Raw genomic sequence first — 16,902 nt, forward strand, 5'->3', positions numbered from 1 at the left:
GTCATTGGGTCGCTAAAAGCGGCCCCTACGTCCAAGGAGTGATGACCATGAGTGAGCTGGAAACGAGCTATGACGTTTTGGTAGTTGGAACTGGAGCGTCCGGCATGTCCGCGGCCGTGACGGCTGCGTACGAGGGGTTGAAGGTACTGGTTGTCGACAAGGCGCCTGTCTATGGGGGCACCACGGCCCGGTCTGGTGGCTGGTTGTGGATTCCCGGGACAAAGCTCGCCAGGGAGCAAGGCATCAGCGAACCCCCAGGGGCGGCACGGGCATACCTGCAGCACGAAACCACTACGCATTTCGATCCCGCGCGCGTAGACGCCTTTATCGAGAACGGGCCAAAGGCCATTGATTTCTTCACGGAAAAAACGTGCGTGCAATTCGACATGCCGCCAGTGTTTCCGGACTATCACGCAGAGGCCCCCGGCGGCCAGCCAGGTGGCCGCTCCATGGTGACCCGCCCATTCGATGCCCGTGAACTCGGCGCCTATGTTTCAAAACTCGCCCCCCCCGTGCCCGAGTTGACGGTTTTCGGGATGATGCTTGGATCAGGTAAGGAGCTGTGGCACTTCTTGCGTGCCTTCAAGTCGCTCGAGTCATTCTTGTATGTTGCCAAGCGCTTCGGCGGACATCTCATGGATGTTGTCAGGTACGGCCGTGGGATGACGCTGACCAACGGCAATGCACTGGCCGGTCGGCTGGCCAAGGCCGGCATGGACCTGAACATCCCCGTGTGGCTGAATGCTCCGGTCAAAAAACTCATCGTGGAAGGCGATGCGGTCGTGGGTGCAACTGTGGTGCGGGACGGCAAGTCAGTAGAAGTTCGAGTGCGCCGAGGCGTCGTTCTTGCCTGTGGTGGCTTTCCCTACGACATCGAGCGTCGCAAGCAGTTGTTCCCACATGCGCCAACCGGCCGAGAGCACTTCACTCCGTCCCCTGCGCTGAACACCGGTGACGGGTTGCGCCTCGGCGAATCCGTAGGGGGCTGGGTCGATCCCAGCATCCCGAATGCGGCCGCCTGGTGTCCAACCTCGGTGGTCCAGCGCAAGGATGGCACCCAGGGAGTTATGCCGCACTTCATCGATCGCGCGAAGCCCGGTGTGATCGCCGTGACTTCAAGGGGGCGGCGATTTACCAACGAGGCGATGTCTTATCACGACTTCATTCAGGACCTCGTGAAAGCTTGCAAAGGGTCCGCCGAAGTGACCTGCTGGCTCGTCTGTGATCACGAGCACCTGCGCGAATATGGGTTGGGGGCGGTAGCTCCATTCCCTCTGCCCATTGGCAAGCATCTCAAAAGCGGCTATTTGAAGCGAGGCAGCAGCCTTCAGGAACTGGCGAGCCTCATCGGCGTTCCAGCCGCCGCCCTCCAAGAAGAGGTCGAAGCCTTCAATCGGGATGCCGCGTCTGGAGTGGACACAAAGTTTGCCAAGGGAAGCACCGCCTATAACCGGTATCAGGGCGACTCGCTGGTCAAGCCCAACCCCTGCATGGCCCCGATCCATAGAGGTCCGTTCTATGCCATCAAGATAGTTGTGGGTGAAATCGGGACGTTCGCAGGGCTGGCAACCGATGAGTCCTGCCAAGTCCTTTCAAAGGACCGGCAGCCAGTCAAGGGCTTGTATGCAGTTGGCAATGACGCCGCCAGCATCATGGGCGGCAACTACCCAGGCGCAGGCATCACCCTCGGTCCAGCGCTCACTTTTGGCTATGTCGTCGGTCAGACGCTCGCAAGGAAAACAAGTGAACCGAAAGCCAGTCCGAATCGGACCTCTGCTGGGCGCCTGCAACCCCAAACAGCATAGATCGAATACATACCAAGAAAGACCGCAATGGAAATCTCTGAACTCATGGCGCCCAAGGTCCTCCATGGACGCATCGCGCTTGTGACCGGCGCAGGACAAGGCAATGGCAGGGCTATCGCCAAGGGCCTTGCAAAGGCAGGGGCTCGGGTCGTCGTGACGGACTTGAACGAAGAGAACGCCAAGCTTGTTGCCGCAGAAATCAGGGCCGCTGGCAGTGATGCAATCGCGTACAAGTTGGACGTGACCTCCAATGATGCTTGCCAAGCCTTGGCAAAAACTGTGGCCACTGAAATCGGCAATATCGACATCCTGGTCAATAACGCGGGCATCATCATTCGCGAGGGGCTGGACAGCCCCCAGGTGGCGTCCAACCTCGAGCGCACTCTGAATGTCAACGTGATGGGATCCTTCCTTCCATCGCATGCATGGCTGGATGCGCTGAAGCAGACCAGGGGAGTGATCATCAATGTGGGGTCTATTGCCTCGAGCACTGGAATCCCCAACGTGGTGGGCTATTCACCATCCAAGGGCGCCGTCAAACTCATGACGCAAGCCCTCGCCGTCGAGCTTGCCAAGGACGGAGTTCGGGTGAACGCAATCGCTCCCGGAGTCATCGAAACTCCGATGACTTCCTACACACGGGAGGCTCCTGAGCGACTCGACAAATTCATGCTGCGCACGCCCATGGCACGCGTCGGCCAGCCCGAAGAATTGGTCGGTCCCGTGGTTTTCCTGGCATCCGGCATGGCCTCCTATGTGACGGGGGTCACGCTTCCTGTGGATGGCGGGTTTCTCGCCTCCTGAGTCCTTGAGTCGTTTCCATCCAGATTTCCAACCCAGAACTCACCGAGTTCACCATTCCAAAAAGGAGACAGCCATGAGTATTCCTAAGCTCTTCAAGCGAGCCATCCTGGCAGCCGGCGTTGTCGCTGCTGCCACCGCAAGCGCGCAAGACATCAAGCTTGGATACAACGGAGATTTGTCAGCATCCCCATCGGCGCAAAGTGGGCAGGCAGCGGTTCTGGGCATGGAGGCCGCAATCGCCGACATCAACGCTGCAGGCGGCGTTCTGGGCAAGAAGCTGACGCTGATTACGCGGGACGATACCTCTGCGCCTCCAAAGTCGATCCAGAACATGAGCGAATTGATCGACAGCGAGAAGGTCTCTGCGGTGTTTGGCCCGACCAACTCTGGCAATGCGATGGCCTGGAAGCACATCGCCAACCAAAAGAAGATCCCTGTGATCGGTAACGTGGGCTCGGGCACCGATATCACCAAGCCCATGAGTCCTGGTGCGGACAACTATATGTTCCGAGTCTCGATGGTGGATCGTGAGCAAGTAGCGGCCTTGATGGCCTACGTGAAGAAGAATGCGGGCCAGTCAAAAGTAATCGGTCTGATGGCGGAAACCACGGGCTATGGCCAGGGCGGTCTCAAGGACATGGAGGAAATCGCGAAGCTGCAAGATATCAAGATTGCAGCGACTGAGCGCTTCGGTGTGGGCGATACCGATATGACGTCTCAGCTGAGCAAGATGAAGTCCGCGAACGTGGACACTGTGGTGGTCTGGGCTCAGGGGACGCCCATCGCGCAGCTTGTTCGCAGCATGGAGAAGACAAATTACTTCCCCTTGGTGCTGACCTCCTGGGCTGCCGACAACATCACTTTCTATGATGCGGCAGGCAAGGCGCTTGCCGAGAAGCCAATCTTCATGCGCACGGTGAGCGAGACGCGTACACCTTCCCAGCAGAAGCTGTTTGATCGCATCGGGGCCAAACTCAAGGCGCCTGGCTCGTTCTCCTTTGCATTGCATGGCTACGACTCGGTGCAGCTCTACGCTGCGGCTGCCAAGCAAGCCAGCAGCTTTGATGGCTCGGCTGTGCGTGTCGCGCTGGAAGATCTGAAAGCACCGGTTCAAGGCGTACTCAAGACTTACGACAAGCCGTTCAGCAAGGCCAACCATGAGGCTCTGACAGCCAAAGACCTGGTCTGGATTCGCTGGAAGGACGGCAAGCTGATGCCCTATGCGGATCCGATCGTGAACTCGCTGAGCAGCGCGGACTTCAAGCAATAACGCGCAACGCTTGTCTGGACTGCGCGAAGCAGTCCAGGAAATCATCTCGGAGATAACAATGACAGAGGCGCTCTTGCAGGCGGTTCTCAGTGGCTTGGCCGTGGGCGGTGCCTACGCCCTGGTAGCCCTGGGTTTCAGCATCACATTTACAACCACCAAGACCTTGAATTTCTCCCATGGGGAATTCGTGTCCGCGGGTGCATTCATCGGCATGAGCGCGCTCTTCCTCGTCCTCGGTCTTCCTGTGACTTCCACTACGTTCGGCCAGGCCCAGCCTGGTGCCGGTGCCCAGCTGCTGGCGCTTGTTGCAGCCCTTGGAGTGATGGGCTTTTTGGGATGGCTCCTCTACGTGATTGGCGTACGCCCTTTCGCTGGGCGGCCTGGCATGGCATGGGTCATGAGCACCCTGGGCTTTGGCGTCATCCTCCAGAGTATCGGCTTGGCCATTTGGGGCCCCAAGCCGGTGGTCGTCCCGGGACCGGTGGGCGACACTGTCATACGTCTCATGGGAGTCGGTGTGCGACCGCAGGAGCTGCTCACGTTGGGGGTCGCCGTTGTCATCATGATCGGCTTCGACTTTGTGATGAACCGAACGATGGTGGGCAAGGCCATGCGGGCTGTTGCGGCTAACGGCAACGTCGCGAGCCTCATGGGCATCAATACCAACGCAGTGATGATTGGCGCTTTCGTTGTCAGTTCTGCGCTGGCTGGCCTTTCGGGCTTCCTTCTCGCTCCTATTGCGCAGGCATCCCTTTTCATGGGCCTCACCGTGGGGCTGAAGGGATTCTCCGGCGCCATGATCGGCGGGTTGAGCAATCCACGTGGTTGTGTGATTGGCGGGTTCGTTCTCGGCGTCCTTGAGTCCCTGGTGAACCTGTGGTCGGCGCAGTGGCGCGAGGTCGCTGTTTTTGCCCTTGTCATTCTTGTTCTTGCGTTCCGGCCGACCGGTCTTTTCGGCAAGCAGATGGTGGAGAAGGTATGAAGCGCGGCCAACATCTTTTCGGGGTCATGCTTGCCGTCGCTGTTCTCGCAGGCTGGGTTTCCTTTCTGGGAAATGACTACTACCTGCGCATCGTTTTCATGATGTGCGTGTATTACCTCTGTGCTGCAGGCATGAACGTGCTTGTGGGCTATGCAGGGCAGAAGTCACTGGGCCAGGCTGGCCTGTTCGCAGCCGGGGCATATGCGGTGGCGTTGATCACAACGCGCACGGAGATCAACCCGTGGTTGGCGCTGTCGTTGGCAGCTGTTGTCTCCGGCATCTGCGGCGTGCTGATCGCGCTGCCGTCCTTGCGGGTCAAAGGACCCTATCTCGCGATGGTGACGCTGGCGTTCGGCATCGTTGTTGAAAAGCTCGTCGGCGAATGGACTGACGTTTTTGGGGGCGCCCAGGGTATCTACGGCATCAAGCCGCTGACCTGGAACGGACAGCCCCTTACGTCCCTGCAATGGGTGTGGCTGGGCATCGCCCTGTGCGCGGTGACGCATCTGCTGCTGCGCAATCTTTTGCAGGGCCGTTTTGGCCGGGCGCTGCTCTCACTGCAAGCCGATGAGATCGCTTCATCTTCGGTGGGCGTCCGTGTCTATCGAGCCAAGGTCATAGCCTTTGTGGTTGCGGCAGTTACCTGTGGCATTGCTGGTGCGCTGGTGGCACAGCAGAACCAGTACATCAACTCCGACTTCATCACATTCCATCTGTCGATCTTTATTCTGCTGTTGGTGCTGTTTGGTGGTGCTGGCTCGCAGTACGGCCCTTTGGTTGGAACAGTGGTTCTGACTGTGATCGACGCTGCTCTGGCCCGTTGGCCGTCAGCCCAGCACTTTCTCTATGGATTTCTGCTGCTGTTTGCGCTCTACATCATGCCGGGAGGGGTCATGGGGCTTCTTTCGACGTGGTTCCGCCGGCCGGCGGCTGCCCCTGACATGCCTATCAAGTCCGCAGCTCCGACGCGCATTGGTCCGCAGGGAGAGGGCGAGTTGCTGGTGGCCCAAGGTGTCACTAAAAACTTCGGTGGAGTACGGCCTGCTCAAAACGTGTCTTTCCGACTTCAGCGTGGGCATATCCACGCGCTGATCGGACCCAACGGTGCGGGTAAGAGCACGATGATCAACATGCTCACGGGTCTTCTGGATCCAAGTGAAGGCTCGATCAAGTTTCTTGGTCAGGAGGTATCGAGCCGACCGGTGCATGCGATCTGTCGTATGGGAATGGGGCGCACCTTCCAAAACCTGCGGCTGTTTGCAGATCTGTCGGTTCTGGACAATGTCATGCTGGGCCGCCATACGCGCATGACGAATGGGTTTCTCGCATCCTTGTTTGCGCTACCCAGTGCTAGAAAGCAGGAAGCCGCCACCCGCGCCCGCGCCTTGCAACTGCTGGATTTGGTCGGTCTGCTGCATCTGGCCTATCAACCGGCCGGCAGCCTCCCCTATGGCCTTCAGCGCCGTGTCGAACTGGCACGGGCGCTAGCCACTGAGCCTCAACTGCTGTTGCTTGACGAGCCAGCTGCAGGTCTTAATCCACAAGAGACAGCGGAGTTGGGCGATCTTCTTGTCCGTATTGGCAAGTGCGGTGTGACCATCTTGATGGTGGAGCACCACATGGATCTCGTCATGTCGATCTCCGACCACGTGATCGTGTTGGACTACGGGATCAAGATCGCAGAGGGAAAGCCCTCTGAAGTGCAAGCCAACCCCCGTGTCGTCGAGGCCTACCTAGGCGTTGACGAACCGGCGGACGCTCTTGTCGCCCCCTGATCTGGAAAGCACCCTATGTTGAAACTCGATTCAGTGAAGGTCGCCTATGGCGCGATCCAGGCCGTCAAAGGCGTGAGCTTGGAAGTGCGGGAGGGCGAAGTGGTCACCATCATCGGTGCGAATGGCGCGGGCAAAAGCACTCTTCTCAAAAGCATCTGCGGGCTGGAACCCGTTGCCGAAGGCAGCATACAGATTGATGGGAAGGACGTCGCGAAAGTCAGAGCACACGAGCGCGTCGCGCTGGGGGTAGCCATGTCGCCCGAGGGCAGAGGTGTCTTTGCCGACCAGACAGTTCGCGAGAACCTGATGTTGGGCGGCTACTCCCGCCGGCGCAATCCTGCAGCGATTGAAGCGGCGATCGAGCGAGAGTTCAACCGCTTCCCAAGATTGCGTGAGCGTCAGAACCAGTTGTCCGGAACCATGTCGGGCGGTGAACAGCAGATGTTGGCGATCTCGCGTGCGTTGATGAGTGAGCCACGGCTCCTGTTGCTGGACGAGCCGTCTCTCGGATTGGCGCCTTTGATCATCAAAGACATCTTCAATGCCATCCGCCAGCTGCGCGAGTCGGGTCTGACGATCCTGCTGGTTGAGCAGATGGCCAAGCAGGCTCTCGGTGTCGCAGATCGTGCCTACGTGCTCGAGACTGGCCACATCACTTTGGAGGGGACTGGTAGTGCACTCCTTAACGATCCCAAGGTCAAGGCCGCGTACCTCGGCTCACATTGACCGTCATCAATCTATTTCAGAAGGAATATCCCATGAGCCAAGAATCCAAGAAGTTTGCCTCGCAAGCCGACCTTGAAGAGAAGAAGGTCACCTTTAGCCAGATATCCGAACACGCGTGGGCCTACACAGCAGAAGGCGATCCAAACACCGGCATCATCATTGGCGACGACGCAGTGCTCGTGGCTGATACACAGGCCACGCCGGCCATGGCGCAAGACGTCATCCGCCGTATTCGCGAGGTGACCGACAAGCCGATCAAGTACGTCGTTCTGACGCACTACCACGCTGTGCGCGTGCTCGGTGCCAGTGCATACGGCGCAGATCACATCCTTGCGAGCCAGGACACCTACGATTTGATCGTTGAGCGTGGCGAGCAGGACAAGGCCAGCGAAATTGGTCGCTTCCCTCGTCTCTTCGCGGGAGTTGAGACCGTACCCCCTGGCATGACTTGGCCCACGATGACTTTCACCGGAAAAATGACGCTGTGGCTTGGCAAGGTGGAAGTCCAGTTGTTGCAACTCGGCCGTGGTCACACCAAAGGCGATACCGTCGTGTGGCTGCCTGGTGAGGGTGCTCTGCTGTCTGGCGATCTGGTCGAGTTCGGCGCCACACCCTATGCGGGCGACGCCTACTTCAAGGACTGGCCGCAAACCCTGAAAAATCTTGCTGCCCTCAATCCAAAGGCGTTGGTGCCAGGACGCGGAGTGGCTCTGACCACTCCTGAAGAGGTCGCCAAAGGTCTTTCAGAGACAGGTGAATTCATTGCCGACGTGTATGCGAATGTGCAAAAGGGCGTCTCTGCTGGCAAGGATCTGAACACGATCTACAAGGAGACATTCGCAGCGCTGAAGCCCAAATATGGTCACTGGGTCATCTTTGACCACTGCATGCCGTTCGATGTAACCCGTTGCTACGACGAGGCGACTCAATACGCTGATCCACGCATCTGGACTGCAGAGCGCGACATCGAAATGTGGAAGACGCTGGAAGGCTGAGGTTTCTCCTTCAGTCCCCAACCATCTGTTATCTCGGCTCGGACCGACCTTTGGGACGGTGCGGACGGGTCGGTCCGTCCCTGCATTCTGGGGATTTGCCGGCCCGCAATACCTGTCAAGGAGCAAAGCGTGATTGACCACTTGAATTCGGAACGCCGCTATCAAAGTGGCTTCGGCAACGAGCATGCCACGGAGGCCGTGCCTGGCGCGCTGCCTCAGGGGCGCAATAGCCCGCAAAGGACTCCGTTTGACCTGTATCCCGAGCTTATTTCTGGAACTGCGTTCACTGCGCCGAGGCATGAAAACCGGCGTACATGGATGTACCGACGCCAGCCCTCGGTGGTGGCGGGGCGCTACAAGGCATACCACCAACCGTTGTGGACCACGGGTGGCGATCGCGGAACGCTCCTCGCACCAGAGCCAATGCGCTGGCATCCCATTCCTTTCGAGGAGGGCGTGGAAATCGACTTCGTTGATGGAATGCGAACCCTGGCAGCCAATGGCGACGCGGATGCGCAAGCGGGTGTTGGTTCTTTGGTGTACCTGGCGAACAAGTCCATGGACAGGCGCGCATTTGTCAATGCGGATGGTGAATTGCTCATCGTCCCCCAGCAAGGGCGGTTGGTCATCACAACCGAATTGGGCGTCCTGGATCTCAGGCCCGGGGAGATTGCAGTCTTGCCTCGTGGCTTGGTCTTCAAAGTTGCAGTGCCGGATGGACCATCGCGGGGGTATGTGTGCGAGAACTATGGTGCGCAGTTTCGCTTGCCTGAACTGGGGCCCATTGGGTCGAACGGGCTTGCGAATGCGCGAGATTTTCTGGCTCCTGTTGCTGCCTTCGAAGAGCAAACAGGTTCTTGCGAGCTGATAAAGAAATTTGGTGGGCACTTCTGGATTGCACCTGCGAAGGGTTCGCCATTTAACGTTGTGGCGTGGCATGGAAACTTGGCGCCGGTGAAGTACGACACGGCCAACTTCATGACCATCGGTTCCATCAGCTTCGACCACCCAGATCCGTCCATCTTCACGGTGCTTACTTCGCCCAGCGATACGCCTGGCACGGCGAACTGCGACTTCGTGATATTCCCGCCGCGATGGCTCGTCATGGAAGACACCTTCCGACCGCCTTGGTACCACCGCAACCTGATGAGCGAGTTCATGGGCCTGGTCTACGGCGAGTACGACGCAAAGCCTGGTGGGTTCAAACCTGGCGGTGCCAGCCTTCACAACGCGATGGTGCCGCACGGCCCTGATGAAGAGGCCTTTGAAAAGGCCTCAAGCGTGGAGCTGACACCACAGAAGCTGGACAACACCCTGGCGTTCATGTTTGAAAGCCGGTATCGCTTCATTCCTTCAGCCTTCGCACTCAGCAAGGCGCCTTTGGATCATGACTATGCCGACTGCTGGGCGGGTCTCAAGGATCAGTTCAAGCCTGCCGGAAGGAGTTAAGAGACTATGTATGACATCGACGCTACCCACGACCCGAAGCTAAAGAGCTGGGTCGATTCGGCCAATCTTGCAGGCTGCGATTTCCCAGTGCAGAACTTGCCTTTCGGGCGATTCAAGCGAGTGGATAGTCAGGGCGACTGGAAGATCGGCGTGGCCATTGGTGATCAGGTCTTAGGTCTTCGGGCCGCTGGTTTGATTGACACCGACGACATGAACCTCGTCATGGGCGCTTCGATGAGCGATCGGAGGGCCCTGCGTCACAAGATTTCTGAAGGCTTGCGTGACGGAAGTCCTCAACGTGCGACCTGGTTGGGCGCCCTGGTGCCGCAGGTTGAATGCGAGTACACAGTGCCTTGCCGTGTGGGCGACTACACCGACTTCTACACGAGTGTTCACCACGCGACCACGGTGGGCAAGCAGTTCCGTCCAGACAACCCATTGCTGCCCAACTACAAATGGGTACCCATTGGGTATCACGGCCGCGCATCTTCGATCGGTGTGAGCGGCGTCACCTTCAAGCGGCCCCGTGGCCAGATCAAGGCTCCCGACATGTCTGTACCTGGTTTGGGGCCGTCCAGGCGCCTGGACTATGAGCTGGAGCTGGGTTGGCTCGTAGGGGCAGGCAATCAGCAGGGAGAGTCCATCGAGATTGGAGATGCTGAGTCTCATCTCTTTGGAGTGGCCCTGTTCAACGATTGGTCCGCGCGTGATATCCAAGGCTGGGAATATCAGCCTCTGGGCCCCTTCCTCTCCAAGAATTTTGCAAGTACCTTGTCCCCTTGGATGGTGACCATGGAGGCATTGGCTCCCTTTCGCGTAGCGTTCGAGCGGCCCCCCGAAGACCCGCAACCCCTCCCGTACCTTGACGGTGACGGCAATCGCAAAAGGGGAGCATTCTCAATATCTCTTGAGGTTCTTCTGCAGACCCAAACGATGCGCGACGCGGGCGAGGGCCCTGTGCCCCTTTCAAGAACCAATGCCAGTCGAGCGGCGTACTGGACCCCCGCGCAATTGGTAGCGCACCACACTGTGAATGGGTGCAACTTGCAGGCTGGCGACTTGTTGGGTTCTGGGACCCTGTCTGGCCCAGATCCGAGCGAGGCGGGCTCGTTGATGGAGCTGACGACAAGTGGAAAGCACCCGGTCAAACTACCCAACGGAGAGGTCCGCAGCTTCCTTGAAGATGGAGATACGCTGATCCTGCGCGGGTGGTGCGAAGCCGAAGGTGCGGTGCGCATTGGGTTTGGGGATTGCGCTGGCACGGTCGCGGCGTCATGAAGAAGCGCGGAACCCATGCATCCTGAAAGTCCGCGCACCGTGAGTCGCCGGGCACTTGGGGTGCAGGTGACCCTCATCGCCGCGATGGCGATCTGGGGGCTCAATGTCACCGTGGTGAAGCAGCTGACCCTCAGCTTCGAAACTTCCATGCTCGCAGCCTTGCGGATGGTTGTGGCGCTAGCTGTCTTGTCAGGAATTCTGGTCTGGAAACGCCAGATAGTTACCGGCCTGGATTGGAAGCAAGTTCGTACCCTGGTTGGGTGCGGCGTACTGATGGTCTACCTGAATCAACTGCTCTTCGCAGAGGGGTTGCAGCGGTCTACTGCGACGAACGGCGCTCTCATCATGGCTCTCAGCCCCTTGGTGTCTGCAGTGCTTGCCGCGATCATGTTCCGTGAGCGCCTGACCCCGCAACGTCTGCTCGGTGTTGCTTTGGGCTTTGGCGGTGTTTCTGCTGTAGTGCTTAGTCACCCCGGCGCCGGACTGTCTAGTGCGAGTATTGGCGATCTGATGCTGGTGGCGGGGGTGGTGAGCTTTGCGGCCGGGGGGGCGCTGGTGCAGCGCCTTGCCCGCTCTTTACATCCCTTGACCATCAGCTGGTCCATTTACCTCGTTGGTACTTTGATGCTAGTGCTGCAGGCGGCAATCAGAAGTCCTTCCTTGGCCCCTGAGGCGATCTTCCCTGGATGGTGGCAATGGGCGCTGATCTTGTTCTCCGGGGTGATGGCCACGGCCTTGAGTAATCTGCTTTGGAACCGCGCCATTGCCTCTATTGGTGTAGCACGCACAGCGGTCTTCCTCTACTGGGTTCCTGTTTTCGGCGTGCTCTTTGCTGCGATGTTGCTGGACGAGCGTTTGACTACGTGGCACCTCGTGGGCTTTTTCGCAGTCATGGCCGGCACTTTCCTCGGCACTAGACCGCCAGTGCCGCCTTCATCGAACTCTTAAGCCTTTCAAATTTCATCATGACTATCCATGAGCCGCTGTTGTTTCAGCCTTTGAGGCTTCGAGAGCTGCAGCTGAAGAATCGCGTTGTCATATCTCCGATGTGCCAGCATGCCGCCGAAGCGGGGCGGGCCACTTCCTGGCATATGGTTCACCTCGGGAAGTTCGCACTCGGTGGCGCAGGTCTCATCTTGACGGAAAGTACTGCTGTCGACCCGCGTGGCCGTATTGGAACCGCGGATTTGGGTTTGTGGGATGACAGCCAAATCGAGCCGCTGAAGGCAGTGGTCGATTTCGTGCACGCAAACGACTGTGCAATTGGCGTCCAGCTGGCTCACGCGGGCAGAAAGTCGGGTAGCCAGCCGCTGTGGGAGGGAGGTGCGGCATTGAGTGACACGGAAATGCAAGCCGACACAGAGCCTTGGCAGCGGCTCGGCCCCAGCGCGCTCGCTGCAGGTCCAGGTTGGTCCCCGCCCCGAGCTATGGATGCTCAGGAGATTGAGGACGCGATTCAACGCTTCGTCGATGCAACAGTGCGGGCGGACAAGGTGGGCTTTGACGTCGTGGAGTTGCACTTCGGTCACGGCTATCTAGTCGCCAGCTTTCTGTCTCCGAACTCAAACCACCGAGACGATGAGTGGGGCCGCAGCCTCGATGGCCGCATGAGACTTGCGGTCGAACTGGCAACCCGAGTGCGGGCTGTCTGGCCTGCCAGCAAGCCTCTCTTCTGCAGGCTGTCCGCAGTGGATGGCAGCGTTGACGGGTGGAGCTTGGAGGATTCGGTTGTCCTCGCAAGCGAGTTGGCCAAAGTCGGCGTGGACGTCATCGACTGCTCATCAGGCGGGTTGACTGAGGAAACGCGCGCACTTCCGGTGCCACGTGGACTGGGCTTTCAGGTGCCGTTCTCTGAACGCATTCGGCATGGCGCCAATGTGCCCACGCAGGCGGTTGGAATGATCGTCGATGCGGTTCAGGCAGAGGCCGTACTTCAAGAAGGCAAGGCTGATCTGATCGCTTTGGGTCGAGAGGCCTTGTTCGATCCGTATTGGGCTCACCACGCGGCGGGTGCATTGGGTATGGATTCGAACTACCAGCGCTGGCCCATTCGCCATGGCATATGGCTGGCAAAGCGTGCACCCGGGCTGGCGCGAGCACGTGCGGAGGCTGCTGAGCAGCAGAGCTGACATAAAAGGGAAGGACACGCATATGACGGTACGCATGGGGCTCATCCGAAAAAAAGTCGGCTGGACTTTTGAGGATTTCAATTCATATTGGCGCGATAGCCATGGAGCGCTCGCCAGTCAGTTGCCCAATTTGCGCGAGTATTGGCAAAACCCCGTCGTGGATCGACTGCAGCGAGGTATTGACTTCGCGAGGGGGCCATGGGATTTCGATGGATTTTCGCAACTGTCTTTTGACGACGCAAAGCAGTCTGACCGAGCTTTCAGCGATAGCGATTTGGCGAACGACCTCATCCAGGACGAGCAGTATTTCCTTGGTGACTTGCACATCGTGACCGCCGAGCAGTCCGTGGTCATTCCGGTGCCTACACAGAAAGAGCGCTCCCAACTCCTAAAGCGCATGTCGGTCATCAAGCGTCTGCCGACCCTGAGCGAAGAGGAGTTCCGTCGAGAATGGAAGACTCACGGCGACCTGGTTCGCAAGATGTCTGGCGTCAGCGCCTACCGCCAGAATGTGATCACTGGACGGGAACGAGTGAAAGGACGCCCCTGTGCCTACAGCGATCTTCCTATCGACGGGATCGTCGAGCTTTGGTTCAAGGACGCGGAGACGCTTGGTGCAGCGTTCGGTTCAGACGCTGGCAAGGAAACAATGGCTCATGCCAAGACTTTTCTGTCTGAAATCACGGCGTTTGTGGTGGCCGAGCGGCAAATTCTCTGACGGTAAGGGCTTCAGATGATGAAACGTATGACGCTTCTGGCCAAGAGGGAAGGTATGGCCACGAGTGACTTCCGTGCATATTGGGCGGGGCCTCATGCGCAGCTTGCACTCGGGATGAATGGAATTGTCAAATACACGCACAACCGGGTGGACAAGGTTTTGTGGGCGAGCGATGGTGAGCCGGCCTTCACCGTGGATGGTGTCGTCGAACTGTCTTTCTCCGACGCCGAGGCCATGCGGCAGGCCCAAGCGTCAGTTGTAGGGGCCAAGTTCATTCCGGCCGACGAGCCGCAATTCCTCAGGGGTTGGACGTTGTGCGTTGTGGAGGAGCAGGGCGACGAACCTCAAGAGCAATGCACCAAGGTGCTCATTCCGTTCCATGCGCAGCCAGAGACGCGCAATGCGTTGTGGTCTGAACTGCAAGACCTGGATAAGGCTTCAGGGATGCGTTCGGTGCTGAACTGGACGGTGTCGACTGCACGGCGCGAGAAACTCTGGGCGGAGCCTGTACCTCCCACAGGGGTCATTTCCGCTTGGCTCGCCAGTGTCGCGAAGGCTCATGAAGCTTTCGAGCCCGAGTCCAGGCTCCGCCGGGTGGTCGAGACGTACACCACAGATGGCGTAGCCTATCTCGTCGATCGGCTCCATATCAGGTAAGGCGCCACCTGTCCGTGCCGGTGCGCGAATCCTTGCTTCCTTGCCGCATTCCTGGTGGAACTCTGACCGCTGTGATTGCGTGCCGCACAAGTGCGAAGGTGAACTCGGCGGTGTTTCCGACTCTAGGACAACAACCCATTTGATCAACCATGGAAAAAGCCGCATGGATGATGGGGTCCTGTTATCGACTTTCATTGGCCCGCATACGGGTTGATTCCAACCATAAAGTCCGTCGGAAGAATTCCGTGTCGCGAAATGCCAAGCGCCTCGGTTGAGGCGCTTTTGGGGCCAAGATCGCAAAGGTCTGCGGGGAGTCGGATGGGCTGCTTCAGGCTGGTTGCAGCCGCTTGTGCCCCATCTGACATACGACAGCTTTATGCGCTCAACGGGCAATCTACCAGGCAGCGCCTTGGGCCTCCCTGCAATAGCGGAGGTCCACCGTTCAAGGTTGATCGCATGCGAACGCGAACACTCGGACGAGGAGAGTGGCCATCGTGCTGCGAAAATGCGCTGCATGACGACGCCCCCTTCGCACACTGCCAATGCACAGCCCGGAAAAGCTCCCAAAGATTCCGGGAGTAACGCGACACCGCCTTCCAGGCGCGATGGCGAACAAGCCCGTCAGTTGCTGGCTGCGGCGGGTCAGCATGTGCTGACGCATGGCTTCGGGGACTGGTCATTGCGGGCCATCGCACCGCACCTTGGTACCAGCCACCGCATGCTCATCTACTACTTTGGTTCGGCCGATCATTTCTGGGAGCGTGTGCTACACGAAATCCGCCGCGACGAGGTGGCCAAGCGCCGTGAGATCCTGGGCAACGACCTCGGCATGGCAGGCAACATCGAGCGCGCATGGGACCGCTTCTCGACCGAGAGCTACTTGCCCGTGATGCAACTGCTGTTCGAGCTCTATGGCCGAGCAGTGCGAAACCCTGAGCGCCATGCGGATTTCCTACAGGACGTAGTAGCAAGTTGGCTGGAACCCCTGGAACGCCAGATGATCCACCAACTGGGTCTGCGCCCGAAAGAGGCCCGGCTGCGTGCGAGGCTGCAGCTTGCGACATTTCGTGGCCTGATGCTGGACCTGCTGGCGACAGGGGACCGCAAGGAGACCACTGCTGCCCTCAAGTACTTCGCCCAACTCATCGCGCAGCCGCCTCATCCTGACTGACTGACTGACTGCCGCCCGAACCGCCTTCTGCTTAGCGCCCGCGCCTTCTGGCTCGGGCGCTTTTTTTTGCACTTGCGCTTTCCCTTGATTTCTGTACCATGCGGTTCATTGCAATCTGTACCACGCGGTACATACTCTTTGAAAGGGGCTGATGATGAAGCCGTTGAACCGTCGTCCGGGGTTGAAAGTGCTCGTCGCCTTGGGCGTTTTGCTGGCGCTGCCAGCGTGGTCGCAGACCTGGCCCGCGCGGCCGATCAAGCTCATCGTTCCCCAGGCCGCAGGATCGGGCAATGACGTGCTGGCGCGCACCCTGGCCGAGCAGCTCGGCAAGGGCCTGGGCCAGAGCGTGGTGGTGGAGAACCGGCCCGGCGCAAACGGCAGTGTTGCTGCGAGCTACACCGTGGGACAGCCGGCCGACGGCTACACGCTTTTTCTCGCTGGGGTGTCCAACCTGGCCTGGAATCCCTATCTCTATCAGCGTCTGAGCTACAACCCTGCGCGCGACTTTGCCGGGGTGGCCGTGTTCGCCAACACGCAGTTCGTCACGCTGGCCTCGCCCACGCTGCAGGTGCGCAGCTTTGCCGAGCTGGTGAAAAAGGCCAAGGAAGCACCGGGCCAGATCAGCTATGCATCGGCAGGCATCGGCAACTCGACCCATCTGTCGATGGAACTCGTGGCCGAGCGCAGCGGCATGAAGCTACAGCATGTGCCGTTCAACGGCGCGGGCGCCACCACCAGCCTGATGGCTGGCGACACGCCGGTCATGACGACCGTGCCCGGCGGCATTACGGAGCTGGTGCGCACCGGCAAGCTGGTGGCGCTGGCCGTGACAGGTGACAAGCGCATGGATGCATTTCCAAATGTGCCTACCTTCAAGGAGCTTGGCTATGACGTAGCTGTGCCGGGCTGGTACTCGATCGTTGCCAAGACAGGCACGCCACCGGCCATCGTGCAGAGGCTCAACACTGAGATAAACAAAGCGATCCAGACCCCTGAGGTGCGCGAGCGCCTGGCCGCGCAGACGCTGGAGCCGATCTCGGCGCCTGCCTCCGAGGTCGAGCGGCTGATGCAGCGTGACGCTGCAGCCTGGGGGCCATTCATCAAGAAACTCGACATCGCGCAATAAGCGAGCAACCCGAAGAA

At 59.1% G+C, this 16,902-nt stretch carries 15 protein-coding genes; all 15 read left to right on the top strand.

All coding sequences use genetic code 11. The annotated features are described in order from the left end of the window. The first annotated feature begins 47 nt into the window (after positions 1–47). The 15 genes from AC07OD_RS10270 to AC07OD_RS10340 all read left to right on the top strand — a co-directional run bounded on the left by AC07OD_RS10270 (position 48) and on the right by AC07OD_RS10340 (position 16,885). Positions 48–1,805 (top strand): FAD-dependent oxidoreductase, encoded by a 1,758-nt coding sequence (locus AC07OD_RS10270; RefSeq protein ID WP_494596455.1) that lies wholly within the window; start codon positions 48–50, stop codon positions 1,803–1,805. A 27-nt stretch (positions 1,806–1,832) separates the two neighbouring features. Continuing rightward, positions 1,833–2,609 carry an SDR family NAD(P)-dependent oxidoreductase gene (locus AC07OD_RS10275; RefSeq protein ID WP_255594778.1) on the top strand — a complete coding sequence of 259 codons (777 nt, stop codon included), beginning with the start codon at positions 1,833–1,835 and terminating at the stop codon, positions 2,607–2,609. Between the two features lie 73 nt (positions 2,610–2,682). Then, complete coding sequence (locus AC07OD_RS10280) at positions 2,683–3,879, top strand: ABC transporter substrate-binding protein (RefSeq protein ID WP_494596457.1); 1,197 nt, start codon at positions 2,683–2,685, stop codon at positions 3,877–3,879. A gap of 58 nt (positions 3,880–3,937) precedes the next feature. Beyond that, positions 3,938–4,861: a branched-chain amino acid ABC transporter permease gene (locus tag AC07OD_RS10285; RefSeq protein WP_494596459.1), complete on the top strand. Its 924-nt coding sequence runs from the start codon at positions 3,938–3,940 to the stop codon at positions 4,859–4,861. Then, positions 4,858–6,636 (top strand): branched-chain amino acid ABC transporter ATP-binding protein/permease, encoded by a 1,779-nt coding sequence (locus tag AC07OD_RS10290; RefSeq protein ID WP_494596461.1) that lies wholly within the window; start codon positions 4,858–4,860, stop codon positions 6,634–6,636. Before AC07OD_RS10285 ends, AC07OD_RS10290 begins: the two co-directional genes overlap by 4 nt. 15 nt (positions 6,637–6,651) lie before the next feature. Further along, positions 6,652–7,362, top strand: a complete 711-nt coding sequence (locus AC07OD_RS10295) for an ABC transporter ATP-binding protein (RefSeq protein ID WP_369643433.1) — start codon at positions 6,652–6,654, stop codon at positions 7,360–7,362. A gap of 32 nt (positions 7,363–7,394) precedes the next feature. After that, a complete protein-coding gene (locus AC07OD_RS10300; RefSeq protein ID WP_494596464.1) occupies positions 7,395–8,357 on the top strand; it encodes an MBL fold metallo-hydrolase in 963 nt (320 codons plus the stop codon). A gap of 129 nt (positions 8,358–8,486) precedes the next feature. After that, positions 8,487–9,806: a homogentisate 1,2-dioxygenase gene (hmgA, locus tag AC07OD_RS10305; protein WP_494596466.1), complete on the top strand. Its 1,320-nt coding sequence runs from the start codon at positions 8,487–8,489 to the stop codon at positions 9,804–9,806. Positions 9,807–9,812: 6 nt separating this feature from the next. Continuing rightward, a complete protein-coding gene (fahA, locus tag AC07OD_RS10310; protein ID WP_218296211.1) occupies positions 9,813–11,084 on the top strand; it encodes a fumarylacetoacetase in 1,272 nt (423 codons plus the stop codon). A gap of 15 nt (positions 11,085–11,099) precedes the next feature. Next, positions 11,100–12,032, top strand: a complete 933-nt coding sequence (locus AC07OD_RS10315) for a DMT family transporter (RefSeq protein ID WP_255591052.1) — start codon at positions 11,100–11,102, stop codon at positions 12,030–12,032. A 17-nt stretch (positions 12,033–12,049) separates the two neighbouring features. Further along, on the top strand, positions 12,050–13,213 hold the full coding sequence (locus AC07OD_RS10320; protein WP_494596469.1) for an NADH:flavin oxidoreductase/NADH oxidase: 1,164 nt from the start codon (positions 12,050–12,052) through the stop codon (positions 13,211–13,213). 22 nt (positions 13,214–13,235) lie between these two features. Further along, the gene (locus AC07OD_RS10325) at positions 13,236–13,931 is read left to right on the top strand and encodes an EthD domain-containing protein (RefSeq protein WP_369643428.1); all 696 of its coding nucleotides are present in this window, start codon (positions 13,236–13,238) and stop codon (positions 13,929–13,931) included. Positions 13,932–13,958: 27 nt separating this feature from the next. Beyond that, the gene (locus tag AC07OD_RS10330) at positions 13,959–14,588 is read left to right on the top strand and encodes an EthD domain-containing protein (RefSeq protein ID WP_218296208.1); all 630 of its coding nucleotides are present in this window, start codon (positions 13,959–13,961) and stop codon (positions 14,586–14,588) included. Positions 14,589–15,102: 514 nt separating this feature from the next. Next, the gene (locus tag AC07OD_RS10335) at positions 15,103–15,759 is read left to right on the top strand and encodes a TetR/AcrR family transcriptional regulator (protein WP_255591051.1); all 657 of its coding nucleotides are present in this window, start codon (positions 15,103–15,105) and stop codon (positions 15,757–15,759) included. Positions 15,760–15,913: 154 nt separating this feature from the next. Next, positions 15,914–16,885, top strand: a complete 972-nt coding sequence (locus tag AC07OD_RS10340; RefSeq protein WP_492806860.1) for a Bug family tripartite tricarboxylate transporter substrate binding protein — start codon at positions 15,914–15,916, stop codon at positions 16,883–16,885. Positions 16,886–16,902 lie beyond the last annotated feature (17 nt).

The sequence above is a fragment of the Acidovorax sp. GW821-FHT10E03 genome, assembly GCF_059415205.1.